Source organism: Frankia sp. AgPm24 (genome assembly GCF_023243055.1).
Lineage (GTDB): Bacteria > Actinomycetota > Actinomycetes > Frankiales > Frankiaceae > Frankia > Frankia umida.
Map to the genome: position 1 here is coordinate 1 of NZ_JALKFW010000178.1, position 19271 is coordinate 19271.

Consider the following 19271-nt stretch of genomic DNA (forward strand, 5'->3'; position numbering starts at 1 on the left):
TCGCGGTCCGGGAATGGACCTGCCAGGCCTGCGGGTCGACGCACGACAGGGACGTGAACGCGGCGATCAACGTCGCGCTGGCCGCCGGACTGGCGGTGTCTGCCCGTGGAGCGCAGGTAAGACCGGCACCCGTGCCGGCACCGCGCGACGAAACGGGAACCCACCCGAAGCCCACCCTCACCGGGGTGTAGCAGGCGGGAATCTCCGCCCTTCAGGGCGGAGAGGAAGTCAACCGGCGGTGATGGCAGCGTCGTCGGGAGCGGCGCCGCTGGTGCCGGCCGTGGCCGGATCCTCGGTGGCGTTGTCGGCAGTGGCCTTGTCGGCAGTGGCGTTGTCGGCAGGTGCCGCGTCGTCGCCGCCGGGTGTGCCCTCGACGAGAGCGGACCGTGGGGCCTGCGGCTCGGCGTCCGTAGGTGAGCTTTGTTCTGGCCGCGGCTCGAGGTCGCTGATCGTCCCGTCGGCACCCGTGTCCGCCGCCGAACCGGCCGGTGCCGTCGGCGCCGGGGATGGCGCGCCGGGCGGGTTCGCCACCTCGGACGGTCGGACCCCCGCCGCGGGGGTGGAGCTGGGACGGGGAGCCAGGCCGAGATCATCGCTCGGGGCGCGCCCGGTGTCGGCCGGTTCCGCGGAACCACTCGGCGGGTCGTCGGTGTCTCCCGCCGGAGTGCCACCCGTGGACGTGCCACCCGTCGAGGTACCCGATGGCGAGGTACCCGATGGCGAGCTGCCCGTCGCTGACGCACGGGTCGAGGCCGGCACGCCCGGTTCGGTGCCGTTCGACGTGGCCGTGCTCTCAGGTGTGATCGGGCTGTCGGGTGTGGCCGTGCTGTCGGGTGTGGCCGGGCCGTCGGGTGTGGCCGGGTCTGCGGGGGTGCCGTCCGAAACGGTGGCGGTGGGCGTGGCGGGAGCGGTGGGTGCGCCCGCGGGGGCGGACGGCAGGCGTGGTGCGGTGGGGAAGGTACCCGGCGGGGTCGGGCCGAGGCCCCGGCGGAACTGGCCGATCAGGTCGACGGCCGCGTGGGCGGCGTCGGTGGTTCCCGGTGGAAGCTCGGTGATCACCACGGCGAGGCTGCTGTTCTGGTCGGCGGTGAAGGTCGCCAGGGCGCGCCAGGCGTCGAGGTTGCCGGCGTCCGCCCGGGCGAGCAGCACCTGGGCGGCTGCCCGCGCCTGTGCGCACCAGGCCCACAGCAGCTTGTTGATGGTGCCCGCGTCCGCGTGGTGACCGCCCATCCCATGGATGGACGGATTCGACGGTGCCTCGGACGTCGACGGTGCCCCGGACGTCGACGGTGCCTCGGACGTCGACGCGGATACGGGTGGCCGAGTCGACGTGGTCGCGGGTGCCGATCCCAGCGGTCCGACCGCACCGGTGGGCGCACCGGGACCAGCCGTGGGCGTGGGAACGGGAGCGGCCGGGCCGAGGGGGCCCGCGGGCGGTGTGGGGCCGACCGCGGAGGTCGAGGTGGACGGTCCGGTCGGCGCCGTGGCCGGTGCGGCCGGTAGGGGTAGCGGCAGGGAGCCCGGGCGGCCGGTCGTGGGGCGCCGCGTCGGCGATCCGATGGACGGACGACCGCCGAGGGCGGCGGGAGCGCCGATGGTGAGCAGGCGCAGCTCGGACATGCGCACCCCCGCGACGTCCAGACGGGTCTTGGCGCGGGCGACGGGATCGCGTTCCAGCGACACCTGGATGTCCTCGACCTGCCGTTTGACCCGGTACAGCGGCTCACCGGGCAGGGCGTCGCGGGCGCTGAGGGCGAGCCCGATCACGGCGATCGCGACGCTCAGACCAGCAGCGATCATCGTCTGGGCGAGGCGGGGCACGCCGACCGTCGACGGACCGGCCCATGCTCGTCGGACCGCCGCCCGCACCCTGTTCCCATGGGGGCGCCTCGCCCGGCCAGGCGACTCGGCAGCGGTGGCGGTGGCGTCGGCAGTGGCGGCAGCGGTGGCGGTGGCGAGATCGGCGAGGATTCGCGCCCGGATGGCGTCGCGCCGGACCGGGTCGAGCCGCGGGCGGGGCAGGGAGCGGGCCGCGTCGGCGAGGGCGAGCAGCCGGGCCTCCTGCGGCCCGGTGGGGGAGGTGTGGCCCTCCAGCAGGGCGGCGAACCGGTCGGCCTGGTCGGCCCGGGCCCGGCGGGACAGCAGGCGGCGGATTGGGCGCGCCGCCTGGCTGGCCGACGGGGCCGTGGTGCCGGATACCCGGTCGCGTCTGCGCGCTGCCCTCACGTGCGCTCCCCGGGGGCCGGTCGCGGCGACGTGGAACCGGTCTGGTCGCCCCCGTGCCGGCCAGCCCGTATGTCGGTGAGGTGGCAGGTCGTCGCCGGATTAGCTCTGGCGGCTAGTTACCCCACGACCACACAGTGTTGACCCGTACTGTACTACCTTTCTCGATCTTGGAGCCAGGTTGAGGCAACTGGGCGACCACACGGTCGTTGGGTTGACCGAGGACGGCCGACCGGGTGATCTTCAGGCCGGTGCGGCGCAGGGTGCTCTCCGCCTCACGGTAGGTACTGCCGATCACGCGGGGGACGGCGACCTGCACGCCGCTGCCATCGCCGCCGCCGCTGTCATCGCCGTTCGGGTCGTCCTCGCTCGACGACCGAGCGACGGTCAGGGTGACCTTGGCGTTCGGTGCGATCGGCTGCCCGACCTGCGGGTCGGAGCCGACGACCGAATCGGGCGGGCTGTCGTCGGTGACGACCACCGCGCGTTGCACGACGACCCCGGCGATGCCGAGCCCGTCGATCTTGGCCTTCGCCTCGTCGTAGGACCTGCCGATGATGTCGGCCGGCATCTGCTTGGCGTCCGGCCCGGTCGACATGACCAGCACGACGTTGCTGTGTGGCTGGACCGCCGTGTTGATCGCCGGATCGGTCGAGATCACATGCCCGGCCGGGATGCTGTCGCTGGCCTGGTTGCTGAGGCCGCCCATGACCAGGTTGACCTGGGCGAGCCTGGCGGTGGCCTGCTCCTGGGTGAGGTTGGCCAGGTCCGGGACGCGGACGGTCTCGGGGCCGGTGCTCAGCCGCAACGAGATCGTGGCACCCTTGTCGACCTTGCTGCCGTCGGCCGGGTCCTGCGTGGCGACCTGTCCGGCCGGCACCGTGGCGCTGGCCGCCGCGTCCAGATAGGACCATTTCAGGCCGGAGTCATGCAGGATGGTCTCCGCGTCCGCCTTGCTGACGTTGGTCACCCGCGGAACCCCGACCTTGCTGTCGCTCAGGGTCTGGAGGCCGAGATACCCGAGCAGGAACACCAGGGCCGTCGCGCCGACGACCAGCCACGGGAGAGGGCGCCGCCAGCCGGGGGTGGTCGCCGCCGCCCGTCGCCGGCCATGCGGCGGCCCGGCCGGCCCGCCCTCCGGCCCTGCCTCCTGGACGGTGCCGTCCATCCGCATCGCCATCGACCCGGGCGTGCCGTACCCGCCGGTCCCGCTCTGCGTGGACCTGCCGCCGAACCCGGTGCCGCCCCCAGGCCCGGCCGACCCGTCGTATCCGGCCGAGCTGTCGTACCCGGCGGTGCCGTCGTACCCGGAGGTGCCGTCGTACACGGAGGTGCCGTCATACACGGCGGTGCCGGGGTGCGCGCCGCTGCCGCCGGGGTGCAGCCCCTCGGCGGAGTGGTCCATGGCGGCGGTGTCGAGGGGTGCCGGGTCGCTGTGCGGGGAGGGGTACTGGCCGGGGCGGTTCGCCGGCCCGGAGGCCGCCGAAACCTCGATGCCGGTGGCGGCCGCGGGCTGCGGGTCGATCAGCCCGATCCGCCGGACCTCGCCGGTGAAACCGGTAGGATGATCATGGTCCTGGGGGAGCAGCGGCCCGAGTCGCAGCAGCTCGTCGAGCAGGGCCGCGCCATCGGACGGACGGCGCGCCGGGTCGCGGGCGGTGGCGCGCAGCACCAGCGCGTCCAGCTCCGCCGGGATGTCGGCGACGACGCTGGACGGTGCGGGCACATCGCCGTGGACGGACTGGTAGGCCATCGACATCGGGGTGGCGCCGCTGTAGGGCAGCTGGCCGGTCAGCGTCTCGAAGAGCACCACGCCGGCGGCGTAGACGTCACTGCGGGTGTCGGCCGTCCCGAGGGTGACCTGTTCGGGCGCGAGATAGCCGACGGTGCCCATGACGACGCCGTCCGACAGGGCCTGGGACGGCTGGCCCAGCGGCCGGGCGAGGCCGAAGTCGGCGACCTTCACCTGGCCGTCGTCGCCGAGCAGGATGTTCTCGGGCTTGATGTCGCGGTGGATGATCCCGGCGGCGTGCGCGGCCGCGAGTGCCTCGAAGACCGGTTCGAGGATCTCGACCGCCTCGAGGGCGGGCAGTCGGCCGCGCGCGCCGAGGTGCTGGCGCAGCGAACGCCCGCGCACCAGTTCCATCACCAGGTAGTTGACCAGCCCGCTGGGGCTGTGGTCGGAACCCTGATCGAGCACGGAGACGACCCGGGACGTGTTCAGCCGGGCGACCGCGCGGGCCTCCCGGTGGAACCGGCCGACGAACTCGGGATCATGGTTGAGGTTGGGATGCATGATCTTGAGCGCGACCAGCCGGTCGAGCCGGTTGTCGTGCGCGACGTACACAGTCGCCATCCCGCCGACGGCGAGCCGCTCCTGTGCCGTGTACCGGCCGTCAAGGAGCCGACCTATGACAGGGTCGGCCACGGTGGCATCCACGCGCCCCAGTTTACGATCGCCCCCCACCGGCACTGCTATCGGACGCCCTGGGCTATTACACCCGTTTTGCCCCCGGCCGCAATGGCCGCACAGCGTACGCCCTGGGTGGCTCTGTGCCGGGTGTCCGAGCGCGGGTGAGGTGCTCGCCCCCGATCGTGGGCGGTCGACCGGTCGACCCCGTGGGGGCGCTCGAGGGCTCGGCTAGACTCGCGCCCGGCTACGGGGAGTCCGCCAAGGTGGGGCGCACCGGCCGGCTGGCGCTGCGGCCGGCGACCCGCACACCCGATCTCGATCATGCGCACGTGGGGAAGATGATCATAATGGACGATCTGGTGATTGCCGGCCAGGCCTATGACAGTCGGCTGCTCGTCGGTACCGGTAAGTTCGCCGCCCATGAGGTGATGCGGGCGAGCCTGCTCGCCTCCGGAGCCCGGATCGTCACCGTCGCCCTGCGCCGGGTCGATCTTGACCGTCTGGGCGAGGGCGATGTGCTCGACTTCGTGCCGCCGGAGCTCACTCTGCTGCCGAACACCTCGGGCGCGGTCGACGCCGGCGAGGCCGTGCGGCTGGCCCGGCTCGGCCGCGCCGCCACCGGCACCGACCTGGTCAAACTGGAGGTCACCCCGGACCCGCGCACCCTGGCTCCCGACCCGATCGAGACGCTGCGCGCCGCCGAACTGCTGGTCGCGGACGGCTTCACCGTCCTGCCGTACTGCTCGGCCGACCCGGTGCTCGCCCGGCGCCTGGAGGAGGCCGGTTGCGCCACGATCATGCCGCTGGGCAGTTGGATCGGGTCCAACCGGGGGCTGCGCACCCGCGACGCGATCGAGGCGATCGTCGCCGGCGCCGGCGTCCCGGTGGTCGTCGACGCCGGGCTCGGCGTGCCCTCGGACGCCGCCGAGGCGATGGAACTCGGGGCGGACGCGGTGCTGGTGAACACGGCGATCGCGGTCGCGGCCGACCCGGAGCGGATGGCCCGGGCGTTCGCGCTCGCGACGATCGCCGGCCGGCTCGGCTACCTGGCCGGTCAGGCGACACCCGGCCCGTCGACCGCCGCCGCCCCGTCGTCGCCGCTGACCGGCTTTCTCGGTGCGCTGCCGACACCGGTCGCGCTGCCCGTGGTCGGCGGGTGAGCACGCCACCGGGGCTGTTCGCCCGGGAACTCGCCGGCCTCGCCATCGCCGACCTCGCCGAACGGTCCCGGCGGGCGAGCCCGGCCCAGGTCGACGCGCTGCTGCGGCGGGTCGCGCCCGCCGGTGCGGATCCCGGCCGGCCCGCGCCGGGCAGCGGCCAGCTGGGCCTCGAGGACCTGGCCGTGCTGCTCTCACCGGCCGCCGGGCAGCGCCTGGAGGAACTCGCCCACGCCGCCCGGACGACGACGCTGCGCCGGTTCGGCCGGGCGGTCCGGCTGTTCGCGCCGCTGTACGTCTCCAACGCCTGCCTGTCGTCCTGCACGTACTGCGGGTTCGCCAAGGGGCTGGCGGTCACCCGGCGCACGTTGGACCTCGACGAGGTCGAGGCCGAGGGGCGGCTGCTGGCCGACCGCGGGTTCCGTCATCTGCTGCTGGTCTCGGGCGAGCACCGGGTGGAGGTGTCCGCGGACTACCTCGTCGGGGTCGTCGAGCGGCTGCGTCCGCTGTTCCCGTCCCTGTCGATCGAGACGCAGACCTGGTCGGACGACACCTACGCCCGGCTGGTGCGGGCCGGGCTCGAGGGGGTCGTGCACTACCAGGAGACCTACGACCGCACCCGGTACGCGCAGGTGCACGTCGCCGGATGGAAACGGGACTACGACCGTCGGCTGTCGTCGTTCGAACGTGCCGCCTCGGCCGGGGCCCGCCGCCTCGGGATCGGCGCCCTGCTCGGCCTCGCCGCGGACTGGCGGGCCGATGTGCTCGCCCTCGGTGCCCACGCCGCGTTCCTGACCCGGCGGTACTGGCGGACCGAGGTGAGCGTGGCGCTGCCCCGGATGAAACCGTCCGCCAGCGCGTTTCCGCCGGTCGTCGTGGTCAGCGACGCGGAGTTCGTCCAGGCCCACGCCGCGTTGCGGCTGTTCGGACCGGATCTGGCGCTGTCCCTGTCGACCCGGGAACCGCCGGGTATGCGCGACGGACTGGCCCGGATCGCGGTGACCACGATGAGCGCCGGATCCTCCACGGAACCCGGCGGATACGCGGCGCCCGGCACGGCCGGCGAACAGTTCTCGATCTCGGACGAACGACCGCCCGCCGAGGTCGCCGCGATGCTGGTGGCGGCCGGTTATGAGCCGGTCTGGAAGGACGCCTTCCCGCTCTACGGCGGGAATCTCGCAGGGCAGTCGTACTAAGCTGCGCCGATGCAGCGAATTGTCATTGTCGGCGCCGGTATGGCGGGTGGCCGGGCGGCCGTGGAGCTGCGTAAGCGCGGCTTCGAGGGCGACGTGGTGTTGGTCGGTGCCGAGGCGCACCGCCCCTATGACCGTCCGCCGCTGTCCAAGGCGGTGCTGACCGGGCGGATCGACGACACGACCATCCCGCTGACGCTCGACGGCGTCGAGGTCGTCACCGGGCGCCGGGCCACCGCGCTTCGGCCCGGCACCCTGGAGACCGACGGCGGCCCGCTGGCCTACGACGGGCTGGTGCTGGCGACCGGGTCCGACCCGATCCCGCTGCCCGGTGACGGTCCGGTGCGGGTGCTGCGCACCGTCGACGACGCCCTCGGGCTGCGCGAGGTGCTGCGCCCCGGGCTGCGGCTGGTGATCGTCGGCGCGGGCTGGATCGGTGCCGAGGTGGCGACGACGGCGGCGGCCGCCGGCGTCGAGGTGACCGTGGTGGAAGCGGCGGACACGCCGCTGCGGGCGGCGCTGGGTGCCGAGATCGGCGCGCACACCATCGACTGGTACACCCGCGCCGGGGTCACGCTGCGCCTGGGCGTCTCGGTCGAGCGCACCACGGCGGACGGTCTGGTCCTGGCCGGCGGCGAACTGCTGCCCGCCGACGAGATCCTGGTCGGTATCGGTGCCCGCCCGGATCTTGGCTGGCTCGCCGACAGCGGTCTCGTCCTCGACCGGGGCATTGTCGTGGACGAGTACCTCGCCGCGACCTGGTCGGGGGTGGACGGGCCGCCGGTCGTCGCGGTCGGTGACTGCGCCGCCTGGTGGTCGCGGCGCTACGAGCGGCGGTTGCGGGTCGAGCACTGGGACTGCGCGCAGCATTCCCCCTCGGTGGCCGCGGCGACGTTGCTGCGCGCACCCGGCCCTGGTGCGGCCGCGGCCGACAGTTCCACCGACGCGCCGGCCACCGACGCCGCCGTCTACGACCCGGTGCCGTATTTCTGGTCCGAGCAGTTCGGCCGGATGGTGCAGTACGCCGGCCTGGCCGACTCCGACCATGAGCTGATCTACCGGGGTGACCCGAGTGAACCCGAGCCGCCGGCGGGTACCCGCCCGCCGGGTTGGTCGGCCGGCTGGTTCACCGCGGACGGAACGCTGCGAGCCCTGGTCTCCATCGGGCGTCCCATGGATGTGGCACCGGTGCGGCGACTGCTGGTCGCGGGCGGAACCGTCGATCGCAAGGGATTCGCAGACCTGTCGGTGACGATGAAGGAGCTGGTCGCCGCCGGGTGATTCCGGGTGATTCACGCGATACGCCTGTGGCCGCGGTGAATCGTGTCCAGAGAAAGCGCGACAAGCGGTCGGTCAGCCGGTTGCTTCTGCACCCGAATGTGAGCAACGGCGCTTAGCGCACTAGAATGCCGGGCGTGCCCCGCATTCACCTGGTGTCGAACCTTCCCGGTGTGAACGTGCTCGGCGACCATCTGCGTGCGGCGGGTCTTGGCCCGACCTCGGCGCGGTCGGCCGACGCGTTGCTCGTGCTCATCGACCGACCGCTTGATCACGTCGAGCAGGAGCTGCTCGACCGGGCCCGGCAGTCCGTTCCCGTCCTGCTGGCCGGGCCCACGGTGCGGGCGCTGCCGCCGGGAAGTCCGCTGCTGGAGGCCTCGGGGCTCACCCCTGGGCGGGTGCTGCCGGCGCACGACCTGCACCTGATGCCCGGGCCGCACGGCGGTGCGCTGATGGCCCGCGCGCCGCGGTTCGTCCCGCGGGAGACCTGGGTGCTGCCGGAGAAGGTCGCCGACGATGTCGAGCGGCTGATCCACCTGCGCCACGACGGCGCCGAGCACGCGGTGTGCACCTGGCGGCCGGCCACGGGCCTGGGCATGTTCACCCTGGGTGCGGGGCCCGCCGTGCTCGCCGATTCCGCCTATCACCGGCTGGTCGGTCGGTGGCTGCGCCACTGCCTGGGGGTGCCGGACGGGCCAGCGGTGCTCGTCGGTCTGCTCGGGCTGCCCGACACCACCGCCGTGCACCAACCCGCGATCGAGGCCACCGAGGGCCTGGCCCTGACCGCGGTGTGCGACGGTGAACCACGCCGGACGCCCGCGTACGCCGCGTCCCGGCTGCCCCGCCAGGTCGACGACCCCGACGACCTGGTGCACGATCCCGAACTCGACCTGGTGGTCGTCGCCACCGGCAACCAGTCCCACCTCGACTGGGCCAGCCGGGCGCTGGAAGCCGGTAAGCACGTCGTCGTCCAGGCTCCGTTGTGCCTGGCTCCCGCCGATGCCGATCATCTGGCCGAACTCGCCGCGGCCCAGGGCCGCGTGCTCGCCGTCGTCGCGGCGGGTCGCAGCGACCCCGGGTTCGAGGTGCTGGCCGCGGCCGTACGCCGCGGCGCCATCGGTGAGCCGCTGCGGCTGGAGGCGTACCGCGGCGGCTGGAGGCGTCCCACCGGCGGGTGGCGCGACGACGCCGCGATCAGCGGCGGGCAGCTGTTCGCCCAGGCGACCGGGGCGGTGGAGCAGATCCTCGCCCTGGTGGACGAGTCGGTGGAGAGCGTGACCGCGACGGCGTTCAAGCGGGTCTGGCACCACGTCAGCAACGCCGACCACAGCAGCCTGACGCTGCGTTTCCTCAACGGCGCGCAGGCCCAGATCACCGTCTCCGACCTCACGGTCTGGCCGCGACCCCGGTTGGAGGTCCTCGGGACGACCGGCAGCCTCCTGCTCGACGTGGATCGCGGCGAACATGACGTGGCCGGGTTCGCGGCCGCGGGCGCGCTGGCCCCGGCCGGTCGCCATGCGGGCGGCCCGCCGGTCGGTAGGGCCGGGTTCTCCGCCGTGGGTGGGCTGGGTGGCAGGGGTGAGGCTGGGGCAGGGGTGCTTCAGGTCACGGCCGACGGCGTCTGGACCCGGTATCCGATCCCGCTGTTGGCCGGCATCGCGCTGGATGGCATCGCGTCGGGTGGCGCCGCGTTGACCGCCAGTGCGTTGGTCGACGGTGTGCTGGGTGGTGGTGCGTTGGGTGGTGATGGGGCTTCGGCGGCCTTCTATGGGGCGCTCGCCGATCGGCTGGTGTCCGGCTGGCCGCTGTCGGCGGACCTGGGCCTCGCGACCGCCCGTCCCGTGGTGTCGGTGCTGGCCGCGGCCGTGCGGTCGGCGGCGACCGGTGGGGAACCGGTCACACCGGCCTGAGTCCGCCGGCACCACGACATGGGTGTTTACTGATGACCATGGATTGGCTGACCCTGCCCGACGTCGCGGAACAGCTGCGGGTTCCCGTGACCAAAGTCCGGCAGATGGTGAACGAACGTATGGTGCTGGCACGCCGCCAGGACGGTGTCCTGCGGATCCCGGCGGAGTTCATCCAGGCCGGTGCGGTGGTCAAGGGACTGCCCGGGCTGCTGACGGTGCTCGCCGACGCCGGCTTCACCGACGACGAGGCGATGGACTGGATCTTCCGGGAGGATCCGAGCCTGCCCGGCACCCCGATACGCGCCCTCGCCGAGAACCGCGGCCGTGAGGTCAAGCGTCGGGCGCAGGCCGCGGCGTACTGATCCGCGCGGCTGGCGGGAACGGTTCACCACGCGGCGGGGCCTGCCGTAGGGTCAGCGCATGGGCAGTCCCGCATCCGAAGCCAGGCCGGTGCCTGAGGTCAGGCCGGGGTCGGCGGCCGTCGTCGTCAACGGAGCACGCCAGCTCGTGGTCGAGGGGCAGCCGCTGACCGACCTGCTGGTCGGGCTGGGGCTGCGGCCGGGGTCGGTCGTCGTGGAGCGTAACGGCGAGGCGCTGACACCCTCCGAGGCGAGTGCCGTCCGACTCGCCGACGGCGACGTTCTGGAGATCGTCCGTGCCGTCGCCGGGGGATGACGCGCGGGCCGAGCGGCTACGGCGGTTGGCCGACGCCCGGCTCTACCTGTGCACGCCGCGGCGGGCCGAGTTCAGCCTGTTCCTCGACGCGGTGATCGGTCCGCCCGGGCGGGGCGGGGTCGATCTCGTCCAGCTGCGGGAGAAGAGCCTGGAGTGGTCCGACGAGGTGACGGCGCTGCGTCGCATCCAGGTCGCCGGGGCCGGGCAGGGCACGCTGGTCAGTGCCAACGACCGGGCCGACCTCGCCGCCTTCGCCGGTGTCGACATACTGCATGTCGGGCAGGACGACGTGCCCCCGGAGTTCGCCCGGCGGATCGTCGGGCCGGACGTGCTCATCGGGCAGTCCACCCACAGCCCGCAGGAGTTCGTCAGGGCACTCGACGATCCGAACGTCGACTACGTGTGTGTCGGCCCCGTGCACGCCACCCCGACGAAGGAGGGGCGCCCGCCGGTCGGGCTGGGTCTGCCGCTGCTGGCCGCCCGGCACGCCCCGCCGTTCGAGACGGGCGCCAAACCCTGGTTCGTCACTGGTGGCGTCGCACCGGACACGTTGGATGACATTCTGGCGACCGGGGCGCGTCGGGTCGTCGTCGTGCGCGCCCTGACCGATGCCCCCGACCCGGGGGCGATGGCGGTCGACCTCGCCCGCCGGCTGCGGGCCAGCTGACCCGCCGGATCACCCACGTCCGATGCGGCACCTCGTCTACCTGGCAGTTCTCCTCGGCTGCCTGCTCGGCACGGCTCCGCTGGAGTTGTTTCTCGGCACCCGTGTGTACGCCCGCCCGCGTCGGCTGGCGCTCACCCTGCTGCCGGTCCTCGTCGTCTTCGTCGGCTGGGACGTGTACGCGATCGCCGCCGGACACTGGACGTTCGATCCGCGTCACATCACCGGCGTCCGGCTGCCGGGCCGGCTGCCCCTCGACGAGGTGCTGTTCTTCGTCGTCGTCCCGGTGTGCGCGATCCTGACGCTGGAGGCGGTGCGGGCGGTGCGCGGCTGGACCGTCGGCGACGAACCCGCGGCCGACCTCGACGGGGCGCCGACGCGGACCGACCGCCGGTGAGCTACACGGCGCTGGCGGTGCTGGGCGTGGCGGGCGCGGTGGTGGCCGATCTGTGGGTGCTGCGCACCCGGCTGCTCACCCGGCGGGTGTTCTGGGTCACCTACGCGATCGTGGTCTGCGGGCAGCTGGCGGCCAACGGCGTGCTGACCGGGCTGCGGATCGTCCGCTACGACCCTGGTGCCATCCTCGGGCCGCGGATCGTGTTCGCCCCGGTCGAGGATCTGCTGTTCGGGTTCGCCCTGGTGACCTGGACGCTCGTCTGGTGGGTCTGGTGGGGCCGCCGAGGGGTCAACTAGCACACCACAGCCGCCGCGTGATCTGCATGAAACTGAGTGAATTGTTGACGGAGGTGGTGACAGGAACGAGTCATTTGGCCCTGGGGAGGTGACCCGTCGCTCTAGCCTCGACCCTGATGACGCGGGATGTTGCGGGAGATGCCGTTGCGACCGGACGCCACCGGTCGCCCTGGGGCCGTTCGGGTCGCATCCTGCCGATCCGGTGGGGGCGGATCGGCGCCGCGGTGCTGGCGCTGGTCGTGGTGCTGGCGGGCCTCGTCCTGGTGCGCCTGCGGCTGGACGAGAACGGCCATCAGGGCCGCACCGGCGCGCCGGGTGAACGGCGGGCGATGACCGGCACCGCGGCGCCGGACGTGCTCACCGCCGCGCCCGGCTCCCCACGTCCGCACAGCAGCGCGGCCGCCGGCTCGGCCGCGCCCGGCGTCGCCACGGCGAGTCCACCCGACGGCCAGCCGGGCAGCACCGACGGCGTCGCCGGCACCGCCGTCGGCCCGCCCGCCGGGCGACCGAGTGCCACCGGCGGCCCACCGACGGCCCGGCCGGTCGGAGCGGTGCTGGGGCTGAGCGCCACCCGGGTCGACCTGGGCACGGTCGACTCGACCTGGCGGCTGGACCTGCGCGGGGAGGGCACGGCACCGGTCGATGTCGTGGTCGGTCGGACGCCGTCATGGCTGGCCGTCGTCGCGGACACGCCGCGGGTCAACCCGGGTGCGAGCGTCCCGCTGGTGATCAGCCTGAACCGGTCGGCGGCACCGGTGGGCACGCTGGACGTCTCGGTCCCGGTCAGCGCCGCCAACGGCACCGGCGGCGCGGACCTGCGCATCACCGCCCGGGTGGACGGCTCACCGCGGGTCGAGTCGGCGACCGCCACCCCGAACCGCATCACCCGCGCGGGCTGCCCGGCCCCGGCGGCCGCCGGCGCCCCCGCGCCCGTGACCTCCGCCGCGGCCGGAACCGGCGGGTCCGCCGCCACCCCCGATCCGACCGGCGCCACCGGGGCCGGGGCCGGGGCGGACACCGGGGCGGACACCGGGGCGGCGCCGGTAAGCACGGACACGACGACGGTGACGGTGACGGCGGTGGACGAGACGGGCGTGCGGTCAGCCCGCCTGACCGGGACGTTTCCCGACGGTCGAACCCTCGACCAGCCGCTGACCCTGGGCCCGGCCACCGGCGACCGCACGACCTGGACGGCGAGACTCGTCGCCCAGAGCACCGGGACGATCGCCTACACCGTCATCGTTACCAGCATCACCGGCCGCACCGCACAGGCCTCGGGAACCGTCGCCGTCCTGCCCTGCCCGGCCTGACCGGCGGGCGCCGAACATGATGGTGCCGCCCGGCTCGGGGGGGGCCGGGCGGCCTGTCCCATGATGACAGGCTCGCGGATTCCCGCCAAGCCCGACGCAGGTTCCCTGACCGCGAATCGCGATCACCGAAACGAGTAATGCCAGCTCACGGCGCCTCGCCCTGGCTTTCGACGGCCATCGTGGACACCCCGGCTAACGAAGGTGGCATGGCCAGCGTGTGCTGGGTCGGTGTGGGGAGGGGGCGTGTGTACAGGCGCGTCGCGGTCACGGTGCCGAGTGGGGTGGCGGCCGCCGGGGGTGCGGCGATGAGGCCGGGGCGCAGCCGTTCGGTGACGCGCAGATACTTGCGTCCGGCTCGCAGGTCGGCGTCGTTGCGCAGCCGGACGATCAGGGGGAACGCGGACAGCGCCGCCGTGTCGAACAGTCCGGTGGTGTAGACGAGCTGGACGCCGAGCCGGTCGGCGACGGCGAGTTGCAGGTCCAGCAGGTAGCCGGCGCTGGCCCGGCCGATCGGGTTGTCCAGGAACAGCACACCGGCGTGCGCGGCGCGGACCTGCCCGCGGTCGTTGGCGCGCAGCGCCGCCATGGTGCAGTACAGGATGATCGCCGTGGTGAGCTGCTGACCGCCGGAGAACACGTCACCGAGGTCACTGACCCGGACCCGCTCGGTGCGCAGCACCGCGTCCGGTTTGAGGATCTCGACCCGCACCCCGCGTGGCTGCGCGGCCCGCACGCCGCGCAGCAGCAGAGCCATCCCGTCGCGGCGGGCACCGGTGGCGGCGGCCGTCTCGTCGACGACCCGGCCGAGTGCCTCGGTCAGTTCTCGGTCGTCGGGTTCGGCGAAGGTGACGCGCAGGAACTCCTGACCGGACCAGTCCCCGAGCCGTTCGGGCAGGCGGGAGAGCCGTCCGGCGGCTCGCAGGGTGCCAAGCGCGGCCCGGACCATGCCCTCCAGCCGGGCGACGATGGCCTCACGGTTGCGGCCGATGTGCGCGAGATCGTCGGAGAGGCTGCGTAGCCGTGGTTCGAGTGCCGCCGACCAGGCCGCGGCGTGGTCGGCGACGGTCTCCTGGCCGGCACGCGTCATCTGCCGCCGGGCCGGGGCGGAGACCTGGTCGAACTCGTCCTGGGCCGCCCAGGCGGTGACGGCTTCGGCCGCCGTCCGCACGTCCGCCGCCGCCCGCCCGTGGGCCGCGGCGCTGTCGCGCCAGGCCGCTCGCAGCGCGCGGGCCTGTTCCCGGGCGTCGCCCGCGTCCCCGTCGAAGGGGACGGCCGGCGCCGCCGCGGTGTCGCCGCCCTGGTCGGGCGTCCGGGTGGCGGGCAGGTCGGCGAGGTTCTCGGTGACGGCCTCGAGCGCTGTGAGCTCCTCGACGATCCGGGCGGAACCCTCGAGCAGGGCCTCCGCACCGGCTCGGGCCTGGGCGTGCGCCGCCTCGGCCCGGTCGACGGCGCTGGTCGCGGCGTGCAGCAGCTCGGCCGCCTCGGCCTGGCTGGCCGGAACGCGTCCGGCGGCCAGGGGGGCGGCGCCGAACCGGCGGGCCGTCTCGGTGGCGGTGCGCAGCTCCTCGCGCAGGGCACCGAGCCGTTCCCGGGCGTCGTCGAGTTCCGCGCCGAGGGTGGCGGCGGTCTCCCGGGCCCGGGTCTCCCCGGCGAGCCGGGCCGCGCCGTCCCCACCGCTGACGCCCGCGAGCAGCGCCGAGGCCCGGGTCCGCACGGTCGCGCCGACGGCGTCGAGGGTGCCGCGCAGCGCCGCCTCCTCCCGCCGGGCCCGGTCGAGCTCGCCGCGCAGGTCGGCACCGACCGCGACCTGCGCGTAGGTGCGGCTGGTCGCCTCGTAGGCGACCCGCAGGACCGCGACCGCAGGCGCCGGCGAGGAGATCGCCGGGTCCGCGGGATCGGCGGCCGCGGCGCCGAGGACACCGGCCGCCTCGGCGCGGGCCGCCGCGGCGTTGCGGTGTGCCTCGTCGGCCCGGCGGACGGCCTGGGCCGCGGCCCGTCGGGCGACACCGGCGTGTTCCTGCGCGGCGCGGGCCGCGGCGAGGGCGTCCTCGGCGATGGCGGCGGCCCGCGTCGCCTCCCGTTCGAGGCCGGCCGGCTCACCGACGGTGCGCGCCAGCCGGTCCAGCGCGCCGGCCCGCGCGGTGGCCGCCTCCGCGGCGGCGCGCAGCGGTTCGACGTCCTCGAGCGCGTCCCGGGCGCCGCGCTCCGCCTGGGCGACGGCGTCATGGGCGTGGGCCAGCCGGGTTCGAGCGGCGTCGACGGCGTCGCGTGCGGTGGACACCTCGGTGGCCAGGCGCGCCGGCTGGCCGGGTGGCCAGGCGCGCAGCCAGGCGGCGAGGGCCACGGCGAGGTCACGGTCGGCGGTGATCCGGGCGAGCGTGGCCGCCGCCTGTTCCGTCCGCTCGTCCTGCCGGGCGCGGATCCGCTCGCGTTCCGTCGCCGCCGCGGCCGGGTCGAACAGTGCCGGGTTGGGGCGGACGAGGACGACCCGCTCCCCGTCGACGACCGGGTCCTGGCCCGTCGCCGCCGTGGTGAGGTCCTCGGCGAGACCGACGGCGACGAGCGTGTCGGGTAGCAGCGCCGCCTCGGCCAGCGCCTCGCCCACCCGGGCGAGGCCGGTCCGGTCGGTGACGACGACCCCGTCGACCAGGTGCGGGCGGGCCCGCACGATCCGGTCGCGTTCGCCGGCGGGCACGGTGTGGGCGAGCCGGGTCCAGCCGGCGACCGCGGCGATCCCGGCGTCCCGCAGCGCCTCGACGGTGGCGGTGACCTCGGCTCGGGCCGGACGCAGACCGTCGCCGCCGAGGGCGCCGAGCAGCCGCCGATCGCGATCGGCGGCGACGGACAGTTCCAGCTGCCGCGCCTCGGCCGACCGGATCGCCGCGGCGAGCTGCCGCGCCGCGGCCTCGGCGAGGGCGGCCAACGTGCTGGCCGCCCCGAGCGTGCCGCCGTCCGCCGGGTCGCCGTTCGCCGGGTCGTCGTCGGGACCGAGCAGGGCGGCGATCCGGCCGTCGGCGAGCAGCGCGGCCGCGCCGGTGTCGGCGGCGCTGACCTGGGTGCGGAGCTGGTCGAGGGTGTTCTCGGCGAGGGTGAGGGCCCGTTCGGCGTCGCGCCGTTCGGCCTCCACCGCGGTGCGGTCCTGGGCGCGGGCGGCGGCGCTGAGCGCGTCGCGGACGGCCACCCGGGCCTGTTCGGCCTCGGCGGCGGCCTGCCGAGCCTGGGCGGCCGGGTCGGTGCCGCCGGGGTTGACCAGCCCGTCCCGGACGGCGGTGGCCAGCGCGTCGCGTGCCGTCGCGCTCTGTTCCCGGAGGGCCTGCTCGCGGGCACGGGCGGTCGCGGCGTCGTCGGCGGCCCGCCGGGCGCTGTGTTCGGCCGCCCGCGCCCGCTGTTCGTGCTCGGCGCCGTCGCGCTGGGCCGCGCGGGCCGCGTCGTCGGCGGCCTCGGCGAGGTGGCGCAGGCCGCGTAGCAGGTCGCGGGCGGCGGCGTCCCGGTCGGCCAGCGCCGTGGCGGCGGCCCCCTCGGCGTCGGTGGCGAGCAGGGTCAGCCGGGTGGCCTCGGCGCTGGCCGCCTCGAGGCGCAGCACGTCCTCGACGGCCCGCCATGCGTCGATCTCGGTGCCCGCGTCGGCGACGGCCGCGGCGAGCCGGTCCCGCTCGCCGATCGCGTCGTCGACGCGCAGTTCGACGCTGCGTCGGCGCAGTGCGAGCACCTCGCCGTGGGCCCGGGCTCGGGCCTGGGCGGCGTCCCGTTCCGCGCCGCGGGCCGCGTCCAGCTGGGCGTCCAGACCCGCCCGCGTGGCCTCGTCGCGGCGTAGCCGGGCGCGCAACCGGTCGTGCAGGTCGCTGGTGCGGGCGGCGGCGCCGGCGTGGACCCGCGCCGCGGCGGTGCGCTGCGCCACCGCGGTGACCAGCGGTGCGAGCCGTTCCAACGCCCCCTGGACGAAGTCGCGTTCGGCGCTGAGCACCGCCCGTTGGGCCAGCCGCGCCGCGTACCCGTCGACGACGTCGGCGAGGCCGTCCGGATCCTCGGTGGCGGTGACCGCGCGCAGCAGGAACTCGACGAACTGTTCGTCGCTGCCGAAGGAGAACGCCTCCGCGGCCTCACCCTCGCCGGCGTTCATCGCCCGCTGGTACCGGAAGAGCTCCGGGTCGAGACCGAGCGTGTCGAGCTGCTCGCTCCACGCGCCCTGCTGGGTCACCCAGGCCAGTTCCAGTGCGGGCTCGAGGGTGTGCGCGTCCTGCAACCGGGTGCGGAACCCGGACAGCGTGACATGACGCCCCGCCTCGGTGAACGGCAACCTGTCGATGCCCATCCCGGACGCCCCGGACGCCCGGCCGTCGTCGGCTTCGCTGGTGGGACGCAGCGAGTACCAGGCCTCGGTGGGCCGTCCGGCGTTCGCGCCGCGCCCGCGCCACTCGCTGACCTTGCCGGTCAGCAGGCGTCGTCCGGTGACGGCGTGCTGCCATTCGCAGACGACATGGCCGGTGTCACCGGGCAGGACGAAGCTGTCCAGCACCCGTCCGTTGGACGTGCCGACCACCTGGCGTCGTCCCGGCAGGACCACCGAGAAGATCAGTTTGATCAGGACGCTCTTGCCGCCCCCGTTCTCCAGGAACAGCACCGACGCCGGGGACGGCCGCCGCGGCCACACGCCCTCCGCGCCGGCCGCGGCGGATCGCGGGGCGGCACCCGCCACGGGCGCCGGCCCGCTGCCCGTGGTCGAGCCCTGGGTCGGGACGGTGGTGAAAAGGGCGTCCTGGCGGGGCCCGGTGACCTCGTCGCCGACGCCGGAGAAGTCCAGCGTGACGTCGGCGAACCGGGCGCCGGGTGGCCCGATGGCGTGCAGCCGCACCCGGGAGAGCTCATACATCGGCGGACTCGAGATCGTCGGTGGAGCTGAGGCTGCCGGGGGAGCCGGGACTGTCGGGGGAGCCGAGGCTCGCGGCGGAACCGGGCGGGGTCGGTTCGTCCGGGCGGACCTGGAGGGTGCCGGAGCCATCGGTGACGGTGACGACACCGAGCGCCAGCAGCTCCTCGAAGGCGGCGTCCGCGGCGAGTTCGCGGACCTGGACCTGATAGCGCCCGGTGGTGCGGAACGTGCCGCCGGCCTGGTCGCCGACGTGGACGAGGCAACCCGAGTCGACCAGGAAGTTCATCGCCCGCGCGACGATGCCGGTGGTGGAGCCGGCGAGCCGGCGGGCGTCGCGGGTGCTGCCGGTGGACGCCCGCCGGGCGTACAGCCGCCACGCGGCTTCCAGCCGCGGCGCGTCCACCGGCGGGTCGAGGGTGAGGTCGTCACCGTCGCAGCGTTCGGCGAGCAGCCGGCAGGATTCGCGGACGAACGCGTCGACGCCGTGCACACTGACCCGCCCCACATAGGACGCGTCGGCGAGATCCGCCGGTCGGGGGAAGGCGAGGGCGGCCACGGCCAGCTGGGCGAGCGCGTGCAGCAGCCGGTCGGCGGCCCGGTGTTCCCCGCCGGCCCGCCGGGCGTAGTCACCGATCCGCACGGTGAACGCGGACTCGGCCGCACCCGCCGGCACGATCCCGGCCCGTTCGGAGACGTCCAACACGATCAGCCCGAGGCCCGCGGCGATCGCCTGGGTGAGCGCGGCGAACCCGTCGTCCGCCAGATAACGGCGGACCAGCTCGCGATAGTCGGGGTCCCGCGCCGGCACCAGCCGTGGCCGCAGCCCGAACGACAACAGCCGGGCCGCGTCCTGCGCCCCCCGCAACACCTCGCTCATCGCAGCGC

At 74.8% G+C, this 19271-nt stretch carries 15 protein-coding genes; 11 read left to right on the plus strand and 4 right to left on the minus strand.

Annotation, left to right across the window (positions count from 1 at the left end):
- Positions 1 to 191 (plus strand): transposase (locus MXD61_RS11980; RefSeq protein WP_248812953.1); only part of this gene is annotated, 191 nt, incomplete at its 5' end.
- A 37-nt stretch (positions 192 to 228) separates the two neighbouring features.
- Here MXD61_RS11980 and MXD61_RS11985 read toward each other — a convergent pair.
- Positions 229 to 2226, minus strand: a complete 1998-nt coding sequence (locus MXD61_RS11985) for a DUF5667 domain-containing protein (protein WP_248812955.1) — start codon at positions 2224 to 2226, stop codon at positions 229 to 231.
- 112 nt (positions 2227 to 2338) lie between these two features.
- Entirely contained in the window at positions 2339 to 4651 is a 2313-nt protein-coding gene (locus MXD61_RS11990; protein WP_248812956.1) for a Stk1 family PASTA domain-containing Ser/Thr kinase, read from the minus strand.
- Positions 4652 to 4974: 323 nt separating this feature from the next.
- On the opposite strand from MXD61_RS11990, the gene MXD61_RS11995 reads away from it, so the two are divergent.
- The 10 genes from MXD61_RS11995 to MXD61_RS12040 all read left to right on the plus strand — a co-directional run bounded on the left by MXD61_RS11995 (position 4975) and on the right by MXD61_RS12040 (position 13516).
- Entirely contained in the window at positions 4975 to 5796 is an 822-nt protein-coding gene (locus MXD61_RS11995; RefSeq protein WP_283096480.1) for a thiazole synthase, read from the plus strand.
- On the plus strand, positions 5793 to 6989 hold the full coding sequence (thiH, locus tag MXD61_RS12000) for a 2-iminoacetate synthase ThiH (protein ID WP_163548498.1): 1197 nt from the start codon (positions 5793 to 5795) through the stop codon (positions 6987 to 6989). Before MXD61_RS11995 ends, thiH begins: the two co-directional genes overlap by 4 nt.
- A gap of 9 nt (positions 6990 to 6998) precedes the next feature.
- Positions 6999 to 8267 (plus strand): NAD(P)/FAD-dependent oxidoreductase, encoded by a 1269-nt coding sequence (locus tag MXD61_RS12005; RefSeq protein ID WP_248812958.1) that lies wholly within the window; start codon positions 6999 to 7001, stop codon positions 8265 to 8267.
- Between the two features lie 125 nt (positions 8268 to 8392).
- Positions 8393 to 10174 (plus strand): Gfo/Idh/MocA family protein, encoded by a 1782-nt coding sequence (locus tag MXD61_RS12010; protein ID WP_248812960.1) that lies wholly within the window; start codon positions 8393 to 8395, stop codon positions 10172 to 10174.
- Positions 10175 to 10212: 38 nt separating this feature from the next.
- Positions 10213 to 10536 carry an Rv2175c family DNA-binding protein gene (locus MXD61_RS12015; protein ID WP_374628851.1) on the plus strand — a complete coding sequence of 108 codons (324 nt, stop codon included), beginning with the start codon at positions 10213 to 10215 and terminating at the stop codon, positions 10534 to 10536.
- Positions 10537 to 10594: 58 nt separating this feature from the next.
- Complete coding sequence (gene thiS / locus MXD61_RS12020) at positions 10595 to 10849, plus strand: sulfur carrier protein ThiS (RefSeq protein WP_248812963.1); 255 nt, start codon at positions 10595 to 10597, stop codon at positions 10847 to 10849.
- A complete protein-coding gene (locus MXD61_RS12025; RefSeq protein WP_248812964.1) occupies positions 10830 to 11516 on the plus strand; it encodes a thiamine phosphate synthase in 687 nt (228 codons plus the stop codon). Before thiS ends, MXD61_RS12025 begins: the two co-directional genes overlap by 20 nt.
- A gap of 22 nt (positions 11517 to 11538) precedes the next feature.
- Positions 11539 to 11910: a lycopene cyclase domain-containing protein gene (locus MXD61_RS12030; protein WP_248812965.1), complete on the plus strand. Its 372-nt coding sequence runs from the start codon at positions 11539 to 11541 to the stop codon at positions 11908 to 11910.
- Entirely contained in the window at positions 11907 to 12206 is a 300-nt protein-coding gene (locus MXD61_RS12035) for a lycopene cyclase domain-containing protein (RefSeq protein WP_163548493.1), read from the plus strand. Before MXD61_RS12030 ends, MXD61_RS12035 begins: the two co-directional genes overlap by 4 nt.
- A gap of 116 nt (positions 12207 to 12322) precedes the next feature.
- Entirely contained in the window at positions 12323 to 13516 is a 1194-nt protein-coding gene (locus MXD61_RS12040) for a hypothetical protein (RefSeq protein WP_248812966.1), read from the plus strand.
- Positions 13517 to 13661: 145 nt separating this feature from the next.
- Here the strand turns inward: MXD61_RS12040 and MXD61_RS12045 are convergent, their stop codons facing one another.
- Positions 13662 to 18386, minus strand: a complete 4725-nt coding sequence (locus tag MXD61_RS12045; protein WP_248812967.1) for a hypothetical protein — start codon at positions 18384 to 18386, stop codon at positions 13662 to 13664.
- Positions 18379 to 19263 carry a hypothetical protein gene (locus MXD61_RS12050; RefSeq protein ID WP_248812968.1) on the minus strand — a complete coding sequence of 295 codons (885 nt, stop codon included), beginning with the start codon at positions 19261 to 19263 and terminating at the stop codon, positions 18379 to 18381. The genes MXD61_RS12045 and MXD61_RS12050 overlap by 8 nt, the downstream gene beginning before the upstream one ends.
- Positions 19264 to 19271: the final 8 nt, after the last annotated feature.

Excerpts from the sequence above, each read along its gene's own strand:
- MXD61_RS12015 (WP_374628851.1), top strand. The coding sequence starts at position 10,213 with ATGGATTGGCTGACCCTGCCCGACGTCGCGGAACAGCTGCGGGTTCCC.
- MXD61_RS12050 (WP_248812968.1), bottom strand. The coding sequence starts at position 19,263 with ATGAGCGAGGTGTTGCGGGGGGCGCAGGACGCGGCCCGGCTGTTGTCG.
- MXD61_RS12010 (WP_248812960.1), top strand. The coding sequence starts at position 8,393 with ATGCCGGGCGTGCCCCGCATTCACCTGGTGTCGAACCTTCCCGGTGTG.
- MXD61_RS12045 (WP_248812967.1), bottom strand. The coding sequence starts at position 18,386 with ATGTATGAGCTCTCCCGGGTGCGGCTGCACGCCATCGGGCCACCCGGC.
- MXD61_RS12005 (WP_248812958.1), top strand. The coding sequence starts at position 6,999 with ATGCAGCGAATTGTCATTGTCGGCGCCGGTATGGCGGGTGGCCGGGCG.
- thiS (WP_248812963.1), top strand. The coding sequence starts at position 10,595 with ATGGGCAGTCCCGCATCCGAAGCCAGGCCGGTGCCTGAGGTCAGGCCG.
- MXD61_RS12040 (WP_248812966.1), top strand. The coding sequence starts at position 12,323 with ATGACGCGGGATGTTGCGGGAGATGCCGTTGCGACCGGACGCCACCGG.
- MXD61_RS12030 (WP_248812965.1), top strand. The coding sequence starts at position 11,539 with ATGCGGCACCTCGTCTACCTGGCAGTTCTCCTCGGCTGCCTGCTCGGC.
- MXD61_RS11995 (WP_283096480.1), top strand. The coding sequence starts at position 4,975 with ATGATCATAATGGACGATCTGGTGATTGCCGGCCAGGCCTATGACAGT.